General features: G+C 70.8%; 23 protein-coding genes. 9 read left to right on the top strand and 14 right to left on the bottom strand.

The annotated features are described in order from the left end of the window. The first annotated feature begins 217 nt into the window (after positions 1-217). Positions 218-2,863 carry a phosphoenolpyruvate carboxylase gene (locus tag PV789_RS24375; protein WP_302475367.1) on the top strand — a complete coding sequence of 882 codons (2,646 nt, stop codon included), beginning with the start codon at positions 218-220 and terminating at the stop codon, positions 2,861-2,863. Positions 2,864-2,943: 80 nt separating this feature from the next. On the opposite strand, the gene PV789_RS24370 is transcribed toward PV789_RS24375, so the two are convergent. Next, complete coding sequence (locus PV789_RS24370; protein ID WP_274974714.1) at positions 2,944-3,705, bottom strand: Uma2 family endonuclease; 762 nt, start codon at positions 3,703-3,705, stop codon at positions 2,944-2,946. Between the two features lie 129 nt (positions 3,706-3,834). Here PV789_RS24370 and PV789_RS24365 point away from each other — a divergent pair, with 129 nt between their 5' ends. The 3 genes from PV789_RS24365 to PV789_RS24355 all read left to right on the top strand — a co-directional run bounded on the left by PV789_RS24365 (position 3,835) and on the right by PV789_RS24355 (position 6,706). Continuing rightward, a complete protein-coding gene (locus PV789_RS24365) occupies positions 3,835-4,695 on the top strand; it encodes a biotin--[acetyl-CoA-carboxylase] ligase (protein ID WP_274974713.1) in 861 nt (286 codons plus the stop codon). Positions 4,696-4,988: 293 nt separating this feature from the next. Continuing rightward, complete coding sequence (locus PV789_RS24360) at positions 4,989-5,972, top strand: adenylate/guanylate cyclase domain-containing protein (RefSeq protein WP_274974712.1); 984 nt, start codon at positions 4,989-4,991, stop codon at positions 5,970-5,972. A gap of 98 nt (positions 5,973-6,070) precedes the next feature. Next, a complete protein-coding gene (locus tag PV789_RS24355; RefSeq protein WP_274974711.1) occupies positions 6,071-6,706 on the top strand; it encodes an MBL fold metallo-hydrolase in 636 nt (211 codons plus the stop codon). A gap of 124 nt (positions 6,707-6,830) precedes the next feature. Here the strand turns inward: PV789_RS24355 and PV789_RS24350 are convergent, their stop codons facing one another. Continuing rightward, positions 6,831-7,346: a hypothetical protein gene (locus PV789_RS24350; protein WP_274974710.1), complete on the bottom strand. Its 516-nt coding sequence runs from the start codon at positions 7,344-7,346 to the stop codon at positions 6,831-6,833. Positions 7,347-7,478: 132 nt separating this feature from the next. Beyond that, the gene (locus PV789_RS24345) at positions 7,479-7,676 is read right to left on the bottom strand and encodes a hypothetical protein (RefSeq protein ID WP_274974709.1); all 198 of its coding nucleotides are present in this window, start codon (positions 7,674-7,676) and stop codon (positions 7,479-7,481) included. Positions 7,677-7,867: 191 nt separating this feature from the next. On the opposite strand from PV789_RS24345, the gene PV789_RS24340 reads away from it, so the two are divergent. Continuing rightward, the gene (locus tag PV789_RS24340) at positions 7,868-7,966 is read left to right on the top strand and encodes a DUF397 domain-containing protein (RefSeq protein WP_475466105.1); all 99 of its coding nucleotides are present in this window, start codon (positions 7,868-7,870) and stop codon (positions 7,964-7,966) included. Between the two features lie 786 nt (positions 7,967-8,752). Continuing rightward, positions 8,753-8,971 carry a hypothetical protein gene (locus PV789_RS29840; RefSeq protein WP_368045803.1) on the top strand — a complete coding sequence of 73 codons (219 nt, stop codon included), beginning with the start codon at positions 8,753-8,755 and terminating at the stop codon, positions 8,969-8,971. Positions 8,972-9,045: 74 nt separating this feature from the next. On the opposite strand, the gene PV789_RS24330 is transcribed toward PV789_RS29840, so the two are convergent. The 4 genes from PV789_RS24330 to PV789_RS24315 all read right to left on the bottom strand — a co-directional run bounded on the left by PV789_RS24330 (position 9,046) and on the right by PV789_RS24315 (position 14,084). Beyond that, entirely contained in the window at positions 9,046-9,837 is a 792-nt protein-coding gene (locus PV789_RS24330) for a succinate dehydrogenase/fumarate reductase iron-sulfur subunit (protein ID WP_130395164.1), read from the bottom strand. Beyond that, positions 9,834-11,918, bottom strand: coding sequence for a fumarate reductase/succinate dehydrogenase flavoprotein subunit (locus tag PV789_RS24325; protein ID WP_274974707.1), 2,085 nt, complete (start codon positions 11,916-11,918; stop codon positions 9,834-9,836). Before PV789_RS24325 ends, PV789_RS24330 begins: the two co-directional genes overlap by 4 nt. A 26-nt stretch (positions 11,919-11,944) precedes the next feature. Further along, positions 11,945-12,757, bottom strand: a complete 813-nt coding sequence (sdhC, locus tag PV789_RS24320; protein WP_274974706.1) for a succinate dehydrogenase subunit SdhC — start codon at positions 12,755-12,757, stop codon at positions 11,945-11,947. A 376-nt stretch (positions 12,758-13,133) separates the two neighbouring features. Next, the gene (locus PV789_RS24315; RefSeq protein WP_274974705.1) at positions 13,134-14,084 is read right to left on the bottom strand and encodes a LysR family transcriptional regulator; all 951 of its coding nucleotides are present in this window, start codon (positions 14,082-14,084) and stop codon (positions 13,134-13,136) included. Between the two features lie 131 nt (positions 14,085-14,215). Between PV789_RS24315 and PV789_RS24310 the strand changes: the two genes are divergently transcribed. The 3 genes from PV789_RS24310 to PV789_RS24300 are packed head-to-tail and all read left to right on the top strand — an operon-like array spanning position 14,216 to position 17,562. Beyond that, entirely contained in the window at positions 14,216-14,872 is a 657-nt protein-coding gene (locus tag PV789_RS24310; RefSeq protein WP_302475405.1) for a succinate dehydrogenase cytochrome b subunit, read from the top strand. Next, positions 14,873-16,819 (top strand): fumarate reductase/succinate dehydrogenase flavoprotein subunit, encoded by a 1,947-nt coding sequence (locus PV789_RS24305; RefSeq protein ID WP_274974704.1) that lies wholly within the window; start codon positions 14,873-14,875, stop codon positions 16,817-16,819. Next, the gene (locus PV789_RS24300; protein WP_017564106.1) at positions 16,816-17,562 is read left to right on the top strand and encodes a succinate dehydrogenase/fumarate reductase iron-sulfur subunit; all 747 of its coding nucleotides are present in this window, start codon (positions 16,816-16,818) and stop codon (positions 17,560-17,562) included. The genes PV789_RS24305 and PV789_RS24300 overlap by 4 nt, the downstream gene beginning before the upstream one ends. Positions 17,563-17,630: 68 nt before the next feature. On the opposite strand, the gene PV789_RS24295 is transcribed toward PV789_RS24300, so the two are convergent. The 7 genes from PV789_RS24295 to PV789_RS24265 all read right to left on the bottom strand — a co-directional run bounded on the left by PV789_RS24295 (position 17,631) and on the right by PV789_RS24265 (position 21,032). Further along, complete coding sequence (locus PV789_RS24295) at positions 17,631-17,831, bottom strand: CopG family transcriptional regulator (RefSeq protein WP_274974703.1); 201 nt, start codon at positions 17,829-17,831, stop codon at positions 17,631-17,633. 93 nt (positions 17,832-17,924) lie between these two features. Next, entirely contained in the window at positions 17,925-18,311 is a 387-nt protein-coding gene (locus PV789_RS24290) for a type II toxin-antitoxin system death-on-curing family toxin (RefSeq protein WP_212642838.1), read from the bottom strand. Next, entirely contained in the window at positions 18,308-18,508 is a 201-nt protein-coding gene (locus PV789_RS24285) for an Arc family DNA-binding protein (RefSeq protein ID WP_212642839.1), read from the bottom strand. The genes PV789_RS24290 and PV789_RS24285 overlap by 4 nt, the downstream gene beginning before the upstream one ends. 77 nt (positions 18,509-18,585) lie before the next feature. Continuing rightward, positions 18,586-18,918 (bottom strand): PRC-barrel domain-containing protein, encoded by a 333-nt coding sequence (locus PV789_RS24280; RefSeq protein WP_212642840.1) that lies wholly within the window; start codon positions 18,916-18,918, stop codon positions 18,586-18,588. After that, positions 18,915-19,304: a hypothetical protein gene (locus tag PV789_RS24275; protein WP_212642841.1), complete on the bottom strand. Its 390-nt coding sequence runs from the start codon at positions 19,302-19,304 to the stop codon at positions 18,915-18,917. Before PV789_RS24275 ends, PV789_RS24280 begins: the two co-directional genes overlap by 4 nt. Before the next feature lies 1 nt (position 19,305). Further along, positions 19,306-20,535: an NRAMP family divalent metal transporter gene (locus PV789_RS24270; RefSeq protein WP_274974702.1), complete on the bottom strand. Its 1,230-nt coding sequence runs from the start codon at positions 20,533-20,535 to the stop codon at positions 19,306-19,308. Further along, a complete protein-coding gene (locus PV789_RS24265) occupies positions 20,532-21,032 on the bottom strand; it encodes a hypothetical protein (protein WP_274974701.1) in 501 nt (166 codons plus the stop codon). The genes PV789_RS24270 and PV789_RS24265 overlap by 4 nt, the downstream gene beginning before the upstream one ends. Positions 21,033-21,129 lie beyond the last annotated feature (97 nt).

Here is a 21,129-nt window from a genome sequence, read left to right as displayed (position 1 = left end):
GTCGCCCGGGCCCGCGCCCGGAGCGTGCACGAAGCGTACGCGAAGCGCACAGAACGTACACGCGGGGTCCGCGGCGCGGAACGCGGTATCACCGAAAACGCGTGAGGAAATGTGCTCTCCTTTCTCGTGAGCAACAATGCTTAACGCCCGGGCAAAACATCGGAAATACGCCCCCGCGCACCTGGCGGCGGGTGCGATCTCTGTAGGGTCGGTGACCATGACAGCGGTAAGCGCGGAACGCGACAGTGCACGACAGGAAGTTCCCGAGCAGCTCAGGAATGACGTCAAACTGCTCGGCGAGATGCTCGGAACGGTCCTCGCCGAAAGCGGCGGCGAGGATCTCCTCGCCGATGTCGAGAAGCTCAGGAGAGCGGTCATCGGCGCCCGCGACGGGTCGGTCACGGGGGAGGAGATCACCGCGATCGTCGCCGCCTGGCCGCTGGAGCGCGCCAAGCAGGTGGCGCGCGCCTTCACCGTCTACTTCCACCTGGCCAACCTGGCCGAGGAACACCAGCGGATGCGGGCCCTGCGCGAGCGCGACGACGCCGCCAACCCGCCCCGCGAGTCCCTCGCGGCGGCCGTCCGCGCCATCCGCGAGGGCGAGGGCGGCGAGGAACGCCTCAACGAGCTGATCGCGGGCATGGAGTTCCACCCCGTGGTCACCGCCCACCCGACCGAGGCGCGCCGCCGCGCCGTGTCCACCTCCATCCTGCGCGTCAGCGCCCAGCTGGAGGCCTGGCACGCCTCCCACGAGGGCAGCAGCGCCGCCGCCGAGGCGCACCGGCGCCTGCTGGAGGAGATCGACCTGCTCTGGCGCACCTCCCAGCTGCGCTACACCAGGCTCAACCCGCTCGACGAGGTGCGCACCGCCCTCGCCGCGTTCGACGAGACCATCTTCTCCGTCATCCCGCAGGTCTACCGGAGCCTGGACGCCGCCATCGACCCCGAGGGCACCGGTGTGCGCCCGCCCCGCGCCACGCCCTTCGTGCGCTACGGAAGCTGGATCGGCGGCGACCGCGACGGCAACCCCTACGTCACCTCCGACATCACCCGCGAGGCCGTGCTCATCCAGTCCGAGCACGTGCTGCGCGGCCTGGAGGCCTCCTGCACCAAGGTGGCCCGCACCCTCACCGCCTACTCCAACCTCACCCCCGCCAGCCCGGCGCTGCTCGACGCGCTCGCCTCGGCCAAGGCGGGACAGCCCGAGCTGACGGCGGAGATCGGGGCGCGCTCGCCCAACGAGCCCCACCGCCAGCTCCTGCTGCTGGCCGCCGCACGGCTGCGCGCCACGCGCGAGCGCGACGCCGACCTGGCCTACCCCGACGCCGACGCCTTCCTGGCCGACCTGCGCACCGTGCAGGAGTCCCTGGCCGGGGCGGGCGCGGTCCGCCAGGCCTACGGCGAACTCCAGCACCTGGTCTGGCAGGCCCAGACCTTCGGCTTCCACCTCGCCGAACTGGAGATCCGCCAGCACAGCGAGGTGCACGCCGCGGCGCTCGCCGAACTGCGCGAGGGCAAGGAGCTGTCCGAGCGCACCGAGGAGGTCCTCGCCACGATCCGGGTGATCGCCTGGATCCAGGAGCGCTTCGGGGTGGAGGCCTGCCGCCGCTACGTCGTCAGCTTCACCCGCTCCGCCGAGGACATCGCAGCCGTGTACGAGCTGGCCGCCCACGCGCTGCCCGCCGGACGCGTGCCGGTCCTGGACGTGGTCCCGCTGTTCGAGACCGGCGCCGACCTGGACGCCTCGCCGCACGTGCTCGACGGCATGCTCGAACTGCCCCAGGTCAACAGGCGCCTGGACGAGACCGGCCGCAGGATCGAGGTCATGCTCGGCTACAGCGACTCGGCCAAGGACGTCGGGCCGGTCAGCGCCACCCTGCGCCTCTACGACGCCCAGGCCCGCCTGGCCGCGTGGGCGGCCGAGCACGACGTGCGCCTGACCCTGTTCCACGGCCGCGGCGGCTCGCTCGGCCGCGGCGGGGGCCCGGCCAGCCGAGCCCTGCTCGCCCAGGCGCCCGGCTCGGTCGGCGGACGGTTCAAGGTCACCGAGCAGGGCGAGGTCATCTTCGCCCGCTACGGGCAGTCCGCGATCGCCCGCCGCCACATCGAGCAGGTCGGCCACGCGGTGCTGATGGCCTCCACCGACGCCGTCCAGGAGCGCGAGCGCTCCGCCGAGCGCGAGTACCGCGCCCACGCCGACACCATCGCCCGCGCCGCCCAGGAGGCCTACCTGGAGCTGATCAACACCGAGGACTTCGCGGTGTGGTTCTCCCAGGTCACCCCCCTGGAGCAGCTCGGCGAGCTGCGGCTGGGCTCGCGCCCCTCGCGGCGCGGCGCGGCGCGCGGGCTCGGCGACCTGCGCGCCATCCCGTGGGTGTTCTCCTGGACCCAGACCCGGGTCAACCTGCCGGGCTGGTTCGGCCTGGGCACGGGCCTGGCCGCCGTGGAGGACCTGAGCGTGCTCCAGGCCGCCTACCGCGAGTGGCCCATGTTCTCGTCCCTGCTGGACAACGCGGAGATGAGCCTGGCCAAGACCGACCGCACCATCGCCGAGCGCTATCTGGCGCTGGGCGGGCGGCCGGAGCTGACCGAGCTGGTGCTGGCCGAGTACGACCGCACCCGCGACCTGGTGCTCAAGGTGACCGGGCACAGCCGCCTGCTGGAGAACCGGGCGGTGCTCTCGCGCGCGGTGGACCTGCGCAACCCGTACGTGGACGCGCTCTCCCACCTCCAGCTGCGCGCGTTGGAGGCGCTGCGGGGCGAGGAGGCCGACTCCCTGTCGGAGGAGGACCAGCAGCACCTGGAGCGGCTGCTGCTGCTCTCGGTCAACGGCGTGGCCGCCGGGCTCCAGAACACCGGCTGACCGCCGGTCGGCCCGCACGCGCGAGGGCGCCCCGCACCCGGGAGGGGGTCGCGGGGCGCCCTCGCGCGTGCCGGAGCCCGTTACTCCGGGAACTCACCGGTGTCGATGGTGAGGTCGAACGGCTCGGGGAGGTGGATCTCCTTGCCGAAGGGCACCTTCGTGGAGCTGGTGTACCTGCCGTTCTCCGGATCGGAGTAGAGGGTGACCTCGCCCCTGCCGGTCTGCGGGTCCCAGCGGTCCACCAGAAGGTACAGGGGGACCCCGGCGTGGGCGTAGCCCCAGAGCTTGGGCTTGCGGTCCTTGTGTGCGGTGCTCCTGGAGGTCACCTCGACCACCAGCAGGGCGTCCGACACCGGGCTTTCGGTGGAGTACTGCGTCACGGGGTAGGGAAGCACCATGAGGTCCGGGATGAAAGCGCTGGTCCGCGAGGGGATCTGCACGTCGACAGCCTGGTGTACCTCGGCCTCACCCAGGTCGCTGCCCTCACGCAGGATCTCCCGGGTGAGGCTCTTGTTGAGCAGCCACACGATCCGGCTGTGTTCAAGGCTTGGTGGGGTCATGATTGTGATGTCGCCTTCGATGATCTCTGCCTGCCAGCCCTCTGGTAGGTCGAGTTCCTCCCAGGCGCGCAACACGACTTCCCAGCGGGACGGTATGCCGAGTGCTTCCGCTTCCGCGATACTCATGGACTCCGCCACCCCTGCCGACAATGTGATGATGATGTCGCCTTCGATGATCTCGGCTCGCCAGCCCTCCGGCAGGTCCAGGTGTTTCCAGGCGCGCAGCAAGACTTCCCAGTGCGACGGCGTTCGGGTCGCCGTCTCCGCCTCTGCGATGCTCATCTCTGGCGCCACCTCCGGTAACTGAACGTAGCAACGCGTGATCACCCATGTGCTGGTTTCAGCTTAACGGGCGGTCCTTTGCCGCACAGGGGTTTCCGGACAGGGTTGCGGCGCTGCTGTAATGGGGGCATGGCCAGCGCACACGACCCCTTCCCGCGACCCCCGCTCGACGCGGCGGCCCTCGACGCCGCCCTCGTCCGACCGGGCGGCATGTGGCACCGGATCGAGGTGCTCCCCGAGGCCGCGTCCACCAACACCGAGCTGACCGCGCGCGCCGTGGAGGGCGCCCCGCACGGCAGCGTGCTGGTCACCGAGCACCAGACCGCCGGGCGCGGACGCCTGGGCCGCGGCTTCTCCACCCCGCCGCGCGCCGCCCTCACCTTCTCCCTCCTGGTCCGCCCCGCGGTGCCCGTCACCGGCCTGGGCTGGCTCCCCGCGCTCATGGGCGTGGCCGCGGTCGGCGCCGTGCACCGGGTGACGGGGGTCAAGGCCGCGCTCAAGTGGCCCAACGACGTCATCGTCCCCGCGCACCTGCGCTCGGAGCCCGCGACGGCCGACGGCAAGCTCGCGGGCATCCTCTCCGAGGCCGACTTCTCCTCCGGCCAGCCGTGTGTGGTCGTGGGGATGGGCCTCAACGTGTCCCAGGAGCGCGCCGAACTCCCCGTGGACACCGCTGTCTCCCTGCGCGGGGAGGGGTCGGACGCACTGGACCGGGGCGTCCTGCTCGCCGCCGTCCTGGGTGAGTTCGAGGAGCTGTACACGGTGTGGACCGCCGCCGGAGGCGACGCCGAGGCCAGCGGGCTGGCTGCCGCCTACCGGGACGCGTGCGTCACCATCGGGCGCCGCGTGCGGGTCCACCTGCCCGGGGACCGGATGCTGGAGGGCGCCGCCACCGGCGTGGACGCCGACGCCCAGCTGCTGGTGCGCGGACCCGGCGGGGAGCGGGCCCTGAGCGCGGGCGACGTCGTCCACGTGCGCCCCGCTTCCTGAGCCCCGCCGCCCGGCCCTGCGCCGCCACCCGCGTCCCGGCCGCCGACCGGTTCGCCGCCGCCGCTGCGCCGCCGTCCACAGGGAACTTCGGGCACTCCCGCGGCGACCCCCGCGTGTGCGATCATCACCGGGTGCGGCCGCCGCCGACCGCGGGCCGCGCGGGCCTGTCGGCAGGCACCCTGTCAGGGGACGAACCGCGGGCGTAAGCTGGAGTGGAACCCCGTGCCGCCTGCCGGCCGGTGCCGAAGTGACTGTTCCCCGCCCCGGCGGGGATGGCCCGTGAAAGAGAACGTATGCCGTCGCGTCCCGACCCGAAAGCGATCGAGTCCGCCCTGCTCGGCGGTGAAGCGGTCTACACCAGGGAGCAGGCGATCGAGCTCGCCGGCGCCGACAACGAGCTGGCCGGGCGCATCTGGCGTGCCCTGGGCTTTCCCAACCAGGGCGACGACACGGTCACCTTCGCCGAGAGCGACGTCGAGTCGCTGCGCATCGCCAACTCCCTGGTCCAGGAGGGCGTCCTGGACGAGGAGGGCGTGGTCCGCTTCGCCCGCGCGATGGGTCAGACCATGGCCCGCCTGGCCGACTGGCAGACCAGCATACTGAGCACCCTCATCTACCAGGAGGGCGAGGACTCCGTCAGCCCGCTGATGAACCAGGTCAAGGAGCTGCTGCCGGACGTGGAGCGGCTCCTGCTGCACATCTGGCGCAGACAGCTCGCCGCCTCCTCGGCCCGCACCCTCGCGGTGATGTCGGACAACGACGCCGTGCCCAACTACTACCCGTTGGTCGTCGGGTTCGCGGACCTGGTCTCCTTCACCACGCTGAGCCGCGAACTCGACGAGGTCGAGCTGGCCGGGGTGGTCGAGGGCTTCGAGGCCACCGCCGCCGACATCGTCGCCTCCGGCGGCGGCCGCGTGGTCAAGACCCTGGGCGACGAGATCCTCTACGTCGCCGACTCCCCGGCCGAGGCCGCCGACATCGCGCTGCGCCTGGCCTCGGGCGTCAAGACCCACGTGGAGGTGCCCGACGTCCGGGTCGGCTTGGCCGCCGGGCCGGTGCTGACCCTGCACGGCGACGTGTTCGGCACGACCGTCAACCGCTCCAGCCGCCTGACCTCCTTCGCCAGACCCGGCACCGTCCTCATCGACGAGAGCCTCGCCGAGAGCCTCGCCGACGAGGAGGGACTCCAGGTGGTGCAGGTGCGTGCCCGGCACGCGCACGGGCTCGGCCTCATCCAGCCCTACGCCCTGCGCCGCAACTTCGAGCCCGCGGGCTGAGAACCCAGCCTTCCTCCACGATCACCGTGTGCGCCGCGACCCGACGGGATAGGCTCGAAGGCGTCGCACCAGTCCGTGAGAGGCCAGGTGGTGAGCCGGTGACCGCCCCTTCCCCCGTCCAGCGTCTGCGCACCTCGGGTGTCTTCAGCCTTGAGGGCAGCGATTTCGACGTCGAGAACAACGTCTGGATCGTCGGAGACGACGAGAGCGCCATCGTCATCGACGCCGCCCACGACCACGAGGCGATCGCCCGGGGCCTGGGCGACCGCGAACTCATGGCCATCGTGGCCACCCACGGGCACAACGACCACGTCAACGCGGCCGCCGCGCTGGCCGACCTGACCTACTGCCCGATCCTGCTGCACCCCGACGACGCCGAACTGTGGTACCGCGTGCACCCGCACCGGGAGCCGGACGCCCTGCTGGTGCACGGCGAGACGCTGATGGTCGGGGGAGTGGAGCTGGAGGTGCTGCACACACCGGGCCACACGCCGGGCGGGGTGTGCCTGTACGCGCCCGCGCTCGGGGCGGTCTTCACCGGCGACACCCTCTTCCCGGGCGGCCCCGGCGCCACCGGGCAGCCGTTCTCGGACTTCCCGACGATCATCGCCTCGATCCGCGAGCACCTCGCGGTCCTGCCGCCGGACACCGTCGTCCACCCAGGCCACGGGGAGTCCACCACCGTGGCCGAGGCAGCCGAGCACCTCGACGCCTGGGCGGCCCGGGGGTTCTGAGTTCCGCGACCTCCGGCCACGAGGAACGCCCCGGTCCGGTACGGAGTCCGGTCCTCACGGCCCCGGCCCGGGGCCTGACCGCGGTGCCCGCTTCCCGGACCGCCGTCGACGTGCCGCCGAAGGCTCACCAGGGAGTCGGGTCGGCCCTCGTGTAGAAGTCGTCGTCGTGACGGCCTTCTCCGGGCGTGTACAGATAGAGCCGGATGTCCGCCTCATCGAAGGAGACGACCATGTAACCCTGCCAGACGTCAGGGGAATCCATGGACAGCCAATGGCCTGTCGAGTTGATCAGGCATTCGCCTTGACCCGTCGGGTCACCGACTTCCTGCTCTTCCAGTTCCTCGATGTTGTAGCAGAGCTCCCAGGAGCCGTCGAGGCGACCATTCGGGACCTCTTGCCCTTTGCCCGGGCCGAAGGTGTCACCGAAGGCCGTGTAGGCATGGCCCTCTTGGAATTCAATGGTCTGGCCCTGGCTGTTCTCCCACGTGCCGATCACGTGTTCGCGGGAGATCCTCCCTCCCGGATGGGCGTAGAACTGCGCGGGAACGCCGCAGCCGAGGGGTGTGACCGAGACCACCGCGATGAGGGGGATCAGGTGGAATCGCCGCAGCCGATGGCGGAAGCTCATGTGGATCTCCATTTCTGCTCTTGGAGATATCGACCGCGAGCCCGAGAATGTCCTGTGTCTGGAGAGAGGCTAGCGCAGGTCCGAACGCGTTCCATTTCGGGGTGGTCGATGCCGCTTCGAATGGAGCTTCCAGTGTTCGGGGCTTCACCGAATGCGATGCCCGGATGAGTTCGACCGGTTCGGCCGGGTGTTTCGACGGCGGTCTTCTGTGGATTCAGGCGGTGGTGCGGAGGGTGTTGATGAGGCGGGCGATGTCGGCGCCTCGTCGTGGGCGCCGATGGTCAGGGCGAGCCGGTGGACCTCGGTCAGGGCGACGAGGAGGTCGGTGATGAGTGTGGACACGGGGTGCGGTTCCGTTTCGGGGGCTCATCCCGGGGCGGGACAGGGACCGTGGAGAGTCGGGTTGACGGAGGTCCACGCGCAGCCGGACACGGGGCAGCGCCAGTGCGCGGTGGGGTGGACACGGGTGATGGTCGTCTGGGCGCGGCGGAAACCATTCGAACTGTGTCGAGGCGCGGGAGCACGCCGGAGGCGTGGACGTGCGCGACACCCAGGACCGCGAGCTGGCGCAGCTGGAGTTCGCCGCCAGCGAGTGGACCGCGCTCGTGGACTCCCTCAAGTTCCACGGCTGACGTCCACCTGACCAAGGGCAGCACATCCACGGGAGGCGCTGCCCTTCATGCCTGCCAGAGCACTCACAAATGATTCCAATTCGGGCGAAGAGAATAAAGCTGACAGGGGATGAAAACTCACCTGTCCTTTTCCGGCGTGTGCTCTGATCCGGGCTTATGTCCGACCGGGTGGTTTCTTCGAACCGGGTTCGAAGAAAAGTTCGCCATCACGCTCGGTGTGCCCTAATCTTCTACCCGAACACACAACTCCATACGCGGAAAGACCCCGCGACGGTTTCCCACCGCCCGGGGTCGTGGCCAGCAACATCCACCCTTTAGATCAAGGAATTTGCCAGCATGCGCCAGTTTAGCGCTGCGCTTCTCAGCCGTGCCCTCGGCCCGCTGATCGCGTTCTTCTCCTCCCCGTGCGGACGCCACTCCACGGTTGTCGGCCGCCGCCGACGCTCCTCCCGCGTCCGCCGCTACGCTCCCTCACCGCCCGCCGCTCCCGTGCAGGCCGGTCGGAGCCCGGCCTCCTCACGTCGCGCGGTTCCGGAACGTTCCGCGCCTTCCGGGCCCCGCGAAACGTCCGCGCGCCCCGGGGTTCCCGCGCCGCGGCTCACGCCGCCCAGGCAACAGATCGACGCAGAGGAAGTAGCCCTCGTACGCCCCTACTTCACCGCCCACGAAAGCCTCCGCGCCGCCGAGCCCCGGGTTCCCGCACCCCGCAAGGCCGAACCCAGGACCCCCGCGCCCGGCAGTCCCGCGCCCGGTAGCTCCGCACCCCGGGAGACCGAGACCGAGGAGGTGCGCCGCGCGTTCGAGCAGGTCCGGATACGCGCCGCCGCCATCGTCCGGCAGTGGCGGGAGGACCCCGGCGGTGACCTGCTCGGCGGCCCCGCACCCCGGTTCGGCGTCGTCGGACCCCCGCGACCCGCGCCCGCACCCGCCCCGGACGGAGAGTGGGACGAACTCACCTCCCGCATCCGCCTCCTGCTCCAGCAGCGGCAGGGCGCGACGGCGTGAACGCCACCGCCCCGGGGGAGCACCCCGTCCGCCGACCAGGCAAGACAGTGCCGGGTCGGCGGACGGGACCGGCCTCAGGTCAGGTCCGAGTACCGCCCGACGTTGGGCACCGGCGGGGTGTCCTTGGGCCGCACGCCGATCTTGGACCCCAGCCACACCAGCGGGTCGTACTTGCGGTCCACCACCCGCTCCTTGAGCGGGATCAGCGCGTTGTCGGTGATGCGGATGTTCTCCGGGCACACCTCCGTGCAGCACTTGGTGATGTTGCAGTACCCCAGCCCGAACTCCTCCTGGGCGATGAGCCTGCGGTCGGCGGTGTCCTCGGGGTGCATCTCCAGCTCCGCCACCCGCATGAGGTAGCGCGGACCCGAGAAGTGCTCCTTGTTCTCCTCGTGGTCGCGGATCACGTGGCAGGTGTTGTTGCACAGGAAGCACTCGATGCACTTGCGGAACTCCTGCTGGCGTTCCACGTCCTCCTGGCTCATCCGGAAGTCACCCGGGGCCTTGGCCGGATCCGGTGTGAACGAGGGGATCTCCCGCGCCTTCTGGTAGTTGTACGACACGTCGCACACCAGGTCCCGGACCACCGGGAAGGCGCGCATCGGCGTCACCGTCACCACCTCGTCGTCCTCGAACACGCTCATCCGCGTCATGCACGACAGCCGGGGACGGCCGTTGATCTCCACCGAGCACGAACCGCACTTGCCCGCCTTGCAGTTCCACCGCACCGCCAGGTCCGGGGTCTGCGTGGCCTGGAGGCGGTGCAGCACGTCGAGCACCACCTCGCCCTCGTTGACCTCGACCCGGTACTCGGCGAGCCCGCCCTCGCCCGAACCCCGCCACACCCGGAACACACGCTCGCTCATGACTGGCCCTCCTCGGCCGCGCCGTCCGCCGCCCCCGCCGCGGGCAGCTCCTCCTCCGTCAGGTACTTGGCCAGCTCGTCGCGTTCGAAGAGGGCGAGCAGCCCGGCCGGGATGTCGGCGAGCGCGAGCCGCGACAGCGACACCCGGTCGGAGCGGTCGGCCCGCACCGCCAGGTTCACCCGCCGCCACTCGGCCGACATGCCGGGGAAGTCCTCGCGCGTGTGCCCGCCGCGCGACTCGGTGCGCTCCAGGGCGGCCGCGGCCACCGCGCGCGAGACCAGGACCATGTTGGGCAGCGCCAGCGCCAGGTGCCAGCCCGGGTTGTAGACCCGGTCGCCCGGGGCGCTGAGCGCGCGCGACCGCTCCGCCAGCTCGTCCAGCCGCTCCAGGGCCCGCTCCATCTCCGGACCCCTGCGGATGATGCCCACCAGGTCGTTCATGGTCTCCTGGAGGTCTGTGTGCAGCGTGTACGGGTTCTCGCCGCCGCCCTGCCTGAGGAAGTGCAGCGCGTACGAGGACGCCTCGTCCGCCGCCCGGTCCAGGAGCCCGGCCGGTGCGGGCCGGTCGCCGAGCCCGTCCACGTAGGCCGCAGCGCCCAGCCCCGCCCTGCGACCGAACACCAGCAGGTCCGACAGGGAGTTGCCGCCCAGCCGGTTGGAGCCGTGCATGCCGCCCGCCACCTCACCGGCCGCGAACAGCCCGGGCACGTCGGAGGCGGCGGTGTCGGCGTCCACCCGCACCCCGCCCATCACGTAGTGGCAGGTGGGGCCCACCTCCATGGGCTCGGCGGTGATGTCCACGTCCGCCAGCTCCTTGAACTGGTGGTGCATGGACGGCAGCCGCTTGACGATCTCCTCGGCGGGCAGACGGGTGGACACGTCCAGGAACACGCCGCCGTGCGGCGATCCCCGGCCCTCCTTGACCTCGGTGTTGATCGCCCGCGCGACCTCGTCGCGGGGCAGCAGCTCCGGCGGCCTCCGGTGCTTGCCGGGGTCGTCGTACCAGCCGTCGGCCTCCTCCTCGCTCTCGGCGTACTGGGAGCGGAACACGTCCGGCACGTAGCCGAACATGAACCGCTCGCCCTCGGAGTTGCGCAGCACGCCGCCGTCGCCGCGTACCGACTCGGTGACGAGGATGCCCTTCACCGACGGCGGCCAGACCATCCCGGTGGGGTGGAACTGGACGAACTCCATGTTGATCAGGGAGGCCCCGGCCCGCAGCGCCAGCGCGTGGCCGTCGCCGGTGTACTCCCAGGAGTTGGAGGTGGTGCGGAAGGCCTTGCCGATGCCGCCGGTGGCCAGGACCACCGAGGGCGCCTCGAACAGGACGAACCCGCCGTCCACCCGGCGGTAGCCGAACGCGCCGACGATCCGGCCCGGCGTTCCCGCGTCCCCGGCTCCGTCCGCGTCCGGGTCCACGGCGGTGGCCCCGCCCGCGCCGCCGCCCGGCCGCCCGGCCGCGTCCACGGCAGTCGCACCGGCACCGCCTCCCACGGCGGCACCCGAACCGGCACCGGGTCCGTCGTCCTCGGTGATCAGGCGGGTGATCGCGGTCTCGGCGAACACGCGGATGCGCGCCTCGGGGTCGCCCAGCTCCGCGGCGTCCTCCTGCTGGAGCGCGACGACCCGCTGCTGGAGGGTGCGGATCATCTCCAGGCCGGTGCGGTCGCCCACGTGCGCCAGCCTCGGGTACTCGTGGCCGCCGAAGTTGCGCTGGCTGATCCTCCCCTCCGCGGTGCGGTCGAAGAGCGCGCCCCAGTACTCCAGTTCGAGGATGCGCTCGGGCGCCTCGCGGGCGTGCAGCTCGGCCATGCGCGGGTCGTTGAGGAACTTGCCGCCGCGGACGGTGTCGCGGAAGTGCACGCGCCACTCGTCCTCGGGGTTGGCGTTGCCGAGAGCGGCGGCGGCGCCGCCCTCGGCCATCACGGTGTGGGCCTTGCCGAACAGCGACTTGGAGATGACCGCGGTGCGCTTGCCCTGCTCGCGGGCGGCGATCGCGGCCCGCAGCCCGGCTCCGCCCGCCCCGATCACCACGACGTCGTAGGCGTACCGGGTGATCCCGGGTTCTGCTGTGGGGGGCATCTGGTCGTGCCTTCCTTCCCCTTGGCTCAGTTGAGGATGCGCAGGTCGTCGATGGTGCCGCTGGCGATCAGGGCGATGTAGGCGTCCGTGAGGATCAGGGTCGCGATGCTCAGCCAGCCGAAGTACATGTGCCGGTGGTTGAGCACGGACAGGCGGCCCCACATCCAGTAGCGGACGGGGTGCCTGCCGAAGCTGCGCAGCCGTCCGCCGAAGATGTGGCGGCACGAGTGGCAGCTGAGCGTGTAGCCCCACAGCATGAGCACGTTGAGGAGCATGATGAGGTTGCCCAGCCCGATGCCGAAGCCGCCCCCGGTGCCGTGGAAGAAGGCGATCAGCATGTCCCACGTGTTGATGAGCGTGATGGCGAAGGCCGCGTAGAAGAAGTAGCGGTGGCCGTTCTGGACCAGCATCAGGGGGCGGGTCTCGCCGGTGTAGGCGCCGTGGGGCTCGCGCACGGCGCACGCCGGGGGCGAGAACCAGAACGAGCGGTAGTAGGCCTTGCGGTAGTAGTAGCAGGTCAGCCGGAACAGCAGCAGGATCGGCAGGCTGACCAGGGCGTAGGGGATGAGTGGCGGGAACTCCACCGGCAGGCGCCCGAACAGGGCCGCGTCGGGCGCGCACTGCTGCGCGATGCACGGCGAGTAGAACGGGGTCAGGTAGTGGTGTTCCCGGACCCAGTAGTGGTCCTGCTGGAACACACGCAGGGTCGCGTAGACGACGAAGGTGGCCAGCCCCAGCGCGGTGAGGAGGGGGCCCAGCCACCAGTTGTCGGTGCGCAGGGTCCGTTGGGGGATGCGTGCCCGGCCGCCCCCGGGGCCTGCGTTCTCGGTCGCTGTCACCGTTGTCTTGCACCTCCTGTGGGAAGGTCCCGGTCGGGCGGGGCGCGGTACCCGCCTGCTTCGGCCGCGACCGCCGCGCAGGACGGCTGCGTGGAGGAGCCGTGGCGAACCGTCCCGCAACGCAACGTTAGGGCGTTGTGATCACGGTCACGTCCCGGAGGGTGGGAGGCGTCGGGGAAAGCTATGTGAAATGCGCCACTTCTGAGCGCTTATTTGGGGTGTTTTGTCGCCTCAAGTGGCCAGAAATCCCTTATGGCAACCGGGGTGCTTCAGGGGCGCCGGTGGCGTGTGGTAAGGGGAGTGGCCGCCGGAAACCGGTGGGGAAGGCGGCCGGGCCGGAGCGCTCCGGCAGGTGTGCGCGCGGTCGGCGGCGGGGTCAGTCCGCCCCGTCCTCGGGGGAGAGCAGGACCTCCAGGTCCGGGCCCAGGTCCTGCGGCGACATGCCCAGCAGGTAGCCGTTGAGGTGGCGGCGGAACGCCTCCGCCGAGTGCGAGGGCTCCACGTCCCGGCGCCGCGCCAGCGCCACCGTCCGCAGCAGGCGCGGCCGGGCCAGCGGGGTCCCGCGCAGGCTCTGGCGGTTGCGCAGCACCATGCTCGGCACCACCGCCAGCCCCAGGCCCGCCTCCACGAACCGCAGCACGGCGTCCATCTCCCCGCCCTCCACGGCCAGCTCGGGCTCGAAACCCGACGCCCGGCACGCGCGCAGCGTCGCCTCGCGCACGTCGTAGCCGCGCCGGAACATCACCAGCGGGCGCCCCCGCAGCTCGGTGATGCGGATCGAGGCCCGTCCGTTGGGGGAGGGGCCCGACATCGGGCTCGCCACCACCAGGTTCTCCCGCAGGATCGGCGTCGTGGAGAAGTCGGGGTCGCTGCTGTGCAGCGGCAGGATGATCAGCGCCAGGTCCAGCTCGCCCCGCCCCAGGTCGCGGATGAGGTCGCGCGAGCCGCTCTCCTCCACCTGGAGTTCGATGCCGGGGAAGCGGGTATGGAAGTCGGCGAGCACGTCGGCCAGCAGCCCCGCGCACAGCGACGGGGTCGCGCCGAGCCGCACGCGGCCACGGCGCACCCCGGCCAGCTCGGCCACCTCGCGCCGGGCCGTCTCCAGGTCGGCGAGCATGCGCTGGGCGAGCGGAAGCAGCGCCTCGCCGGCCGGTGTGAGTGTGATGTTTCCCCGGGCACGACTGAATAACGGCGCGCCCAGCTCCTGTTCGAGACTGCGGATCTGCTTGCTCAGACTGGGCTGTGCGACGCGCGAAAGCTCTGCTGCGCGGGTGAAATGGCGTGTGCGGGCCACCGCGACGAAGTAGGCGAGCTGCTGGAACTGCATGTTCCATAGCCTACGTCTATCGACTCAAGCATCCCGATGACTTGGACTCCTGGCTTACCCAGAACTTACAGTGACAGGCTGTGGCGAACAGTACCTTGACCAAGAAGCGGTCTACGGCCTACGGGTCCACGGTGGCGCTCAAGGCAGCGATGGCGATCACCGGGGCGATCCTCGTGCTGTATTTGATCGCGCACATGTACGGCAACCTGAAAGTGTTCTCGGGCCAGGAGGCCTTCGACGGCTACGCCCACAGCCTTCGGGAGCTGGGCTACCCGCTGCTGCCCGAGAGCGGATTCCTGTGGATCTTCCGCATCGTCCTGCTGGCGAGCGTCCTGATCCACATCTACGCGGCGGTGACGCTGTGGGCCCGCGCCCGCAGAGCGCGTCCGGCTGCCCAGCGCTACCAGGTGAAGAAGAGGGTGGCCCGCAGCTACGCCTCCTACACCATGCGCTACGGCGGCGTCCTGGTCGCGCTGTTCGTGGTCTTCCACATCCTGCACCTGACCACGAACACCATCGCCCCCGGCGGTGCGTCCGACAGCCCCTACGAGCGGCTCGTGAACGGGTTCCAGCCCGAGTTCTGGTACGTGACCCTGTTCTACATCCTGTCCGTGATCGCTGTGGGCCTGCACCTGCGGCACGGCATCTGGAGCGCCCTGGCCACCCTCGGCGTCAACCAGACCAGCCGTCAGGGCATGCTCAACGCGGTCGCCGTGGGCCTGTCGCTGATCGTGACGGTCGGCTTCCTGCTCCCGCCTCTGGCGGTCACCTTTGGACTGGTGAGTTAATTGTCTGACAACGACTTCTACCGCGTCGGCGACCCGATCCGGGACGAGAAGGCCCCGGAGGGCCCGATCAACGAGCGCTGGGACAAGCGGCGCTTCTCGGCGAAGCTGGTCAACCCCGCGAACCGGCGCAAGCTCTCCGTGATCATGGTGGGCACCGGCCTGGCCGGCGCCTCCGCGGCCGCGACCCTGGGCGAGGCGGGCTACAAGGTCACCTCGTTCTGCTACCAGGACAGCCCGCGGCGCGCGCACTCCATCGCGGCCCAGGGCGGCATCAACGCCGCCAAGAACTACCGCAACGACGGCGACAGCATCTACCGGCTGTTCTACGACACCGTCAAGGGCGGCGACTTCCGCTCCCGCGAGTCGAACGTCTACCGCCTGGCCCAGACCAGCGTCGAGATCATCGACCAGTGCGTCGCCCAGGGCGTGCCCTTCGCCCGCGAGTACGGCGGCCTGCTCGACAACCGCTCCTTCGGCGGCGTGCAGGTCTCGCGTACCTTCTACGCGCGCGGCCAGACGGGCCAGCAGCTGCTCATCGGCGCCTACCAGGCCCTGGAGCGCCAGATCGCGGCGGGCAGCGTCAAGATGCACACCCGCCACGAGATGCTGGAAGTCATCGTCGTGGACGGCCGCGCGCGCGGCGTCATCGTCCGCGACATGGTCACCGGTGAGATCGAGACCCACTTCGCCGACGCCGTGGTGCTGGCCACCGGCGGCTACGGCAACGTGTTCTTCCTGTCGACCAACGCGATGGGCTCGAACGTCACCGCGACCTGGCGCGCGCACCGCAAGGGCGCGCTCTTCGCCAACCCGTGCTACACGCAGATCCACCCGACCTGCATCCCGGTCAGCGGCGACTACCAGTCCAAGCTGACCCTGATGAGCGAGTCGCTGCGCAACGACGGCCGCATCTGGGTGCCCAAGGCGCACGGGGACACCCGCGACCCGCGCCAGATCCCGGAGGAGGAGCGCGACTACTACCTGGAGCGCATCTACCCGGCCTTCGGCAACCTGGTGCCGCGCGACATCGCCTCCCGCGCCGCCAAGAACGTCTGCGACGAGGGCCGCGGCGTGGGCCCCGGCGGTCTGGGCGTCTACCTGGACTTCGCCGACGCCATCGCGCGCATGGGGCAGGACGCCGTCGAGGCCAAGTACGGCAACCTGTTCGACATGTACCAGCGCATCACCGGTGAGAACCCTTACGAGGTTCCGATGCGCATCTACCCGGCCGTGCACTACACCATGGGCGGTCTGTGGGTCGACTACGACCTCCAGAGCTCCATCCCGGGCCTGTTCGTGACCGGTGAGGCCAACTTCTCCGACCACGGCGCCAACCGCCTGGGCGCGAGCGCGCTGATGCAGGGGCTGGCGGACGGCTACTTCGTCCTGCCCAACACCATCAACGACTACCTGTCGTCGGGTCCCTTCGAGGCCCTCGACGAGTCGCACCCCGAGGCCGTGGCGGCCAAGGACCAGGTGACCTCCCGCATCGACAAGCTGCTGTCCGTCCAGGGCTCCCGCACCGTCGACTCCTTCCACAAGGAGCTCGGCCACATCATGTGGGAGTACTGCGGCATGGAGCGCAGCGAGGAGGGCCTGACCAAGGCCATCGAGCTCATCCGGGCGCTGCGGGCCGAGTTCTGGCGCGACGTCAAGGTGCTCGGTGCCAACGAGGAGTTCAACCAGGCGCTGGAGAAGGCCAACCGCGTGGCCGACTTCCTGGAGCTGGGCGAGCTCATGTGCATCGACGCCCTGCACCGCCGCGAGTCCTGCGGCGGCCACTTCCGCGCCGAGAGCCAGACCGAGGACGGCGAGGCGCTGCGCCACGACGACGAGTTCGCCTACGTGGCTGCCTGGGCGTTCGGCGGCGATGACAGCAAGCCCGTGCTCCACAAGGAGAACCTGGAGTACGAGTACGTCGAGATGAAGCAGCGGAGCTACAAGTGAACATCACCCTGCGCGTATGGCGTCAGAAGGGGCCGGACGACGAGGGTCGGCTGGCCACGTACAAGCTCACCGACGTCTCCCCGGACATGTCGTTCCTGGAGATGCTTGACGTCCTCAACGAGAAGCTCACGCTGGAGAACGAGGACCCGGTCGCCTTCGACCACGACTGCCGCGAGGGCATCTGCGGCGCCTGTGGTGTCGTGATCGACGGTGAGGCGCACGGCCCCGAGCGCACCACGACCTGCCAGCTGCACATGCGCAGCTTCAACGACGGCGACACCATCACGGTGGAGCCGTGGCGGGCCAAGGCGTTCCCGGTCGTCAGGGACCTGGTCGTGGACCGCGGCGCGTTCGACCGCATCATCCAGGCGGGCGGCTACATCAGCGCCCCGACGGGTACCGCGCCCGACGCCCACGCCAACCCGATCCCGAAGCCGGACGCGGACCGCGCGTTCGACGCCGCGACCTGCATCGGCTGCGGCGCGTGCGTGGCGGCCTGCCCGAACGCCTCCAGCATGCTGTTCACCGCCGCGAAGGTCACGCACCTGGGCATGCTCCCGCAGGGGCAGCCCGAGCGGTCCTCGCGCGTGGTGAAGATGATCAACCAGCAGGACGAGGAGGACTTCGGCGGCTGCACCAACATCGGTGAGTGCGCCGCGGTCTGCCCGAAGGGCATCCCGCTGGACACGATCTCGCAGCTCAACCGCGACCTGCTGGGCTCGCTCAGCAAGGGCGTCGGCTGACCGCCGCCCCTGTCGCACCGCACGGGCCGCGCTCCTTCGGGGGCGCGGCCCGTCGCCGCTTCCGGGGGTCACTCCGCCCGGGGCCGGAGCCGTCCGGCGTCCCGCTCCACCGGCTCCTGGGACTGCTCCGGGACCCTGCGCGTCTGGCGGCTCGCGACGAAGTCCTCGACGGCGGTGACGACCGCGGCCTCGACACTGACGCCGTCCCGCTCCGCGACCTCCCTGAGCAGGGCGTGGAGGCCGTCGTGCATGTGCAGGTGCATGTCCATGGCTCGAAGGTAGCGGCTGCCGGGCCCGGGCGAGGGGAAAACGCGGAGACCGGCGCCTCCGGGCCCGGCCGCGGGCCGTCGCCGCTTTCGGGGTCACTCAGCGGGAGGCATGAGTCCTCTCAGCCGGTCGGCGATCTCGGGGACGTCCGCCAGGTCGCCGGTGGTGACCGCGATGACCAGGTCGTAGGCGGCGTTCTGGTCGGGTCTGCCCACCTTCTGGCCGTTGAGGCGGAGGAACAGCTTGGCGCTGATCCAGGCCAGCCTCTTGTTGCCGTCCGACAGGGGATGGCCGATAAGGACCGACTGCATGAGGGCGGCGGCCTTCTGCCACACGTCCGGATAGGCGTCGTCACCGAAGGCCGTGGTCTGCGGGCGCAGCAGTGCCGCGTGGAGCTGGCCGATGTCCCGCACCGTCACATAGGACGGAAGGGTCACCTCGATGATCACGCGGACATCGGCCTTGGTGAGGTAGCGCGTCACTCGGCGAGCCTCGCCAGCAGTTCCGCGTCCTCCTCGGCGATCTCCAGCGCGTACCGGCGGATCCTCTCGGTCTGACGGGCCGCGAGGAACTCCTTCAGCGCGATGACGACCTCGGTGTTGACGCTGTTGCCGTCCTCTTCGGCCACCTCCCTGATCTCCGCGTGTACGTCGTCGGGCAGGCGTAGATGCATGTTCATGCCGCAATGATACCTGGAAGTGGTATCACTCTCTGGTACACGGTGGAGGGCGGGAACGCGGCCCCCTCCGGGGCGGCTCAGCCCTCGTGCTCGCGCCAGTGCCGGGGCAGGTCCCCGTATCCGACGCCGATCTCCACGGAGTCCCCGTCCAGGCTCCGGACGTCATCCCAGGCCACGTAGCGCTCGTGGCGGCGCATCCAGCCCAGCACCCGGTGCCACGGGGAGGGCGGCTCCAGCGAGCCCCCGTAGCCGAGGCGGCCCGCGAGCGCGCCCCGTCCCAGCACCAGGCCCAGGACGGTGTAGACCTCCCCGTCGCGGCGCACGACCACGTCCTGGACCTCGCTGACCGTCCGGCCGGAGCTGTCCGTGACCCGGCGGCCGAGCAGTTCGCTGAACAGGAATCCGCTCATCGCCCCGCCCCCGGGATGCGGCCGATGACGTTGCGGCTCAGCCACCTCTCCGCCGCGCGGCTCCCCTCGGGCACAGGAGTGGACAGACGGGTCGTGGGGGCGAAGTCCTCGACGTCGCCCACCGGGATGCGCACGGGCTCGTGCTCGGAGGGCCGCAGCCTGCTCAACACCGTGCGCCACAGCCTCCCCAGGCGCCCCGAGAGCCTGGGGCCCAGGGCGGCGGAACCGGTGAGCAGCGCCGTCATGACCGGAGGGGAGCCCTCCTCCCAGGAGAACTCGACGTCGTCCGCCTTGCCCACCGGCTGCCCGTCGCGGTCGACGATCTGGCGGTCCAGCACGGTGAAGCCGATCCGGAACACGGACTCGCGCTCCCGGTCCTCCGGCATCTCACTGCCCCGCTTTCGTGTAGAGCATCAGGGGGACGGCCACGACCGACACCGCGAGCAGCAGGACCAGGTAGACCGAGCCCACGATGTTGGTGAACCGCGAGTTCACCCGGTCGCCCAGGTAGCGGCGGTCGTTGGCGACCACGAAGATCGGCAGGTAGGTGAGCGGGAGCGCCACCGCCGACAGCACGATGCTGTACTCGACCACCTTGACCGGGTCGATCCCGGTGAGGACGAAGAGGGTGCCCGCCACCAGGCCCAGCAGGATGACCGAGTGGAAGAGCGCCGCCCGCACGGGCGGCCGGGTCTTGCCCCACGGCCAGCCGAAGTACTGGGCCACGCTGTAGCCCGACGCCAGGGACGACTCCAGCGCGGCGCCGAACGTGGCCGCGAAGAAGCCCACGAGGACCACGACCAGCCCGACCTTGCCCAGCGCCGCGACCACGGGTAGCGCGACCTGGCCCAGGTCCTCCACGTGGACGTCGGCGGGCATGAGCCAGGCCGCCGCGCAGCCCATGATGGCCAGGGCGAGCAGGCCGCCCACCGGGAAGCCGAGGAAGATGTTGATCCGGGCCGTGGACAGGTCGCGGGGGGTCCACTTCTCCTCCACCCCGCTGGAGGAGAAGAACAGGACCGAGTAGGGGGTCATCGTCGCGCCGAACAGCGCGATCGCGTAGTAGGACCACACCGGCCACTCCTCCTCCGGGGGAGGGGAGAAGCTCGCGGCGTCGGCCAGGAGACCGCCCCAGTCGGGGCTCAGCCGCCACAGGGCGACGGCGAACACGACCAGGGCCAGGCCGAGCAGCCCGTAGGTCTTCTCCATCCACCCGAACGGCATCCGCCACACGACCACCCAGACCAGGAACCCGGCCACCGGGACCCACAGCAGGTAGTGGACGCTGCTGGCCAGTTCGAGGGCGAGCGCGATACCGCCGATCTGCGCCGACATGGTCAGCAGGGTGATGACGTAGGACGCCAGCAGGTTGGCCAGGCCCGCGCGGGCGCCGAGCCGCTCGCGGACCAGGTCGAAGACGGCCCGGCCGCTGACGGCCGTGACGCGCGCCGCCATCTCGGTGAAGAGCATGATCCCGATGACGCCGACGGGGATCACCCAGGCCAGGGACATCCCGAAGCGGGAGCCGACCACGGAGGCGGAGACCAGGTCGCCGATGTCCAGGAACCCGCCGACGGCGGTGAGCATGCCCAGGGTGAAGGACAGGAGGATTCTCACCGCAGCTCCTCCTGGAGTCCCGCCAGCGCGTCGGCGGTCCCGCGGAGCGCCTCGGCGGCCCCGGCCACCCCGTCGCGGTCCTCCCTCCCCAGCGCGACGCGCAGGTCGGACAGGCCGTGGACGGCGGCGTCGGACAGGTCCGTCACCTCGTCCCGCAGGCCGTCGCAGTTCGGAGAGGGCGGCTGGAGGGAGCCGAAGGTGTCGGTGAGGGAGCGGGCCGAGTCCTCCGCGTCCTTGGCGCTGACCTCCAGGTAGGACTGGAACGCCCGGTCGTCCTCGGCCAGTTCCGCGACCAGCGTCCCCGTGCGGACGCCCGACAGCAGGTCCCCGGTGGTCTGCCGGGCGTCGTCGCGGTAGGCGTCCTCGGTCAGCGCCGGGGCGGTGCAGCCCGCGGACGCCAGCGCGAGGGCCGCCGCCAGGGCGGCGGGCGCGCACCGCGCGAGGAGGTCCAGGGTCCCGCGGGGGCGCCCCGGCCGCGGCCGTTCGCTACCCGTCATGGCTCAGGACCCTAACCGCGGGCGGGCCCGGCGGCCGCGCCCATCCGCGGCGTGTCACCTGGGCGTTCGCGGTGTGCTGCCCGGCGGCCGTGCCGTG

Source organism: Nocardiopsis camelliae (assembly GCF_028993595.1).
Lineage (GTDB): Bacteria > Actinomycetota > Actinomycetes > Streptosporangiales > Streptosporangiaceae > Nocardiopsis > Nocardiopsis dassonvillei.
Note: the sequence above shows the minus strand (reverse complement) of the source record. Positions and strands in the feature narration are given on the sequence as shown.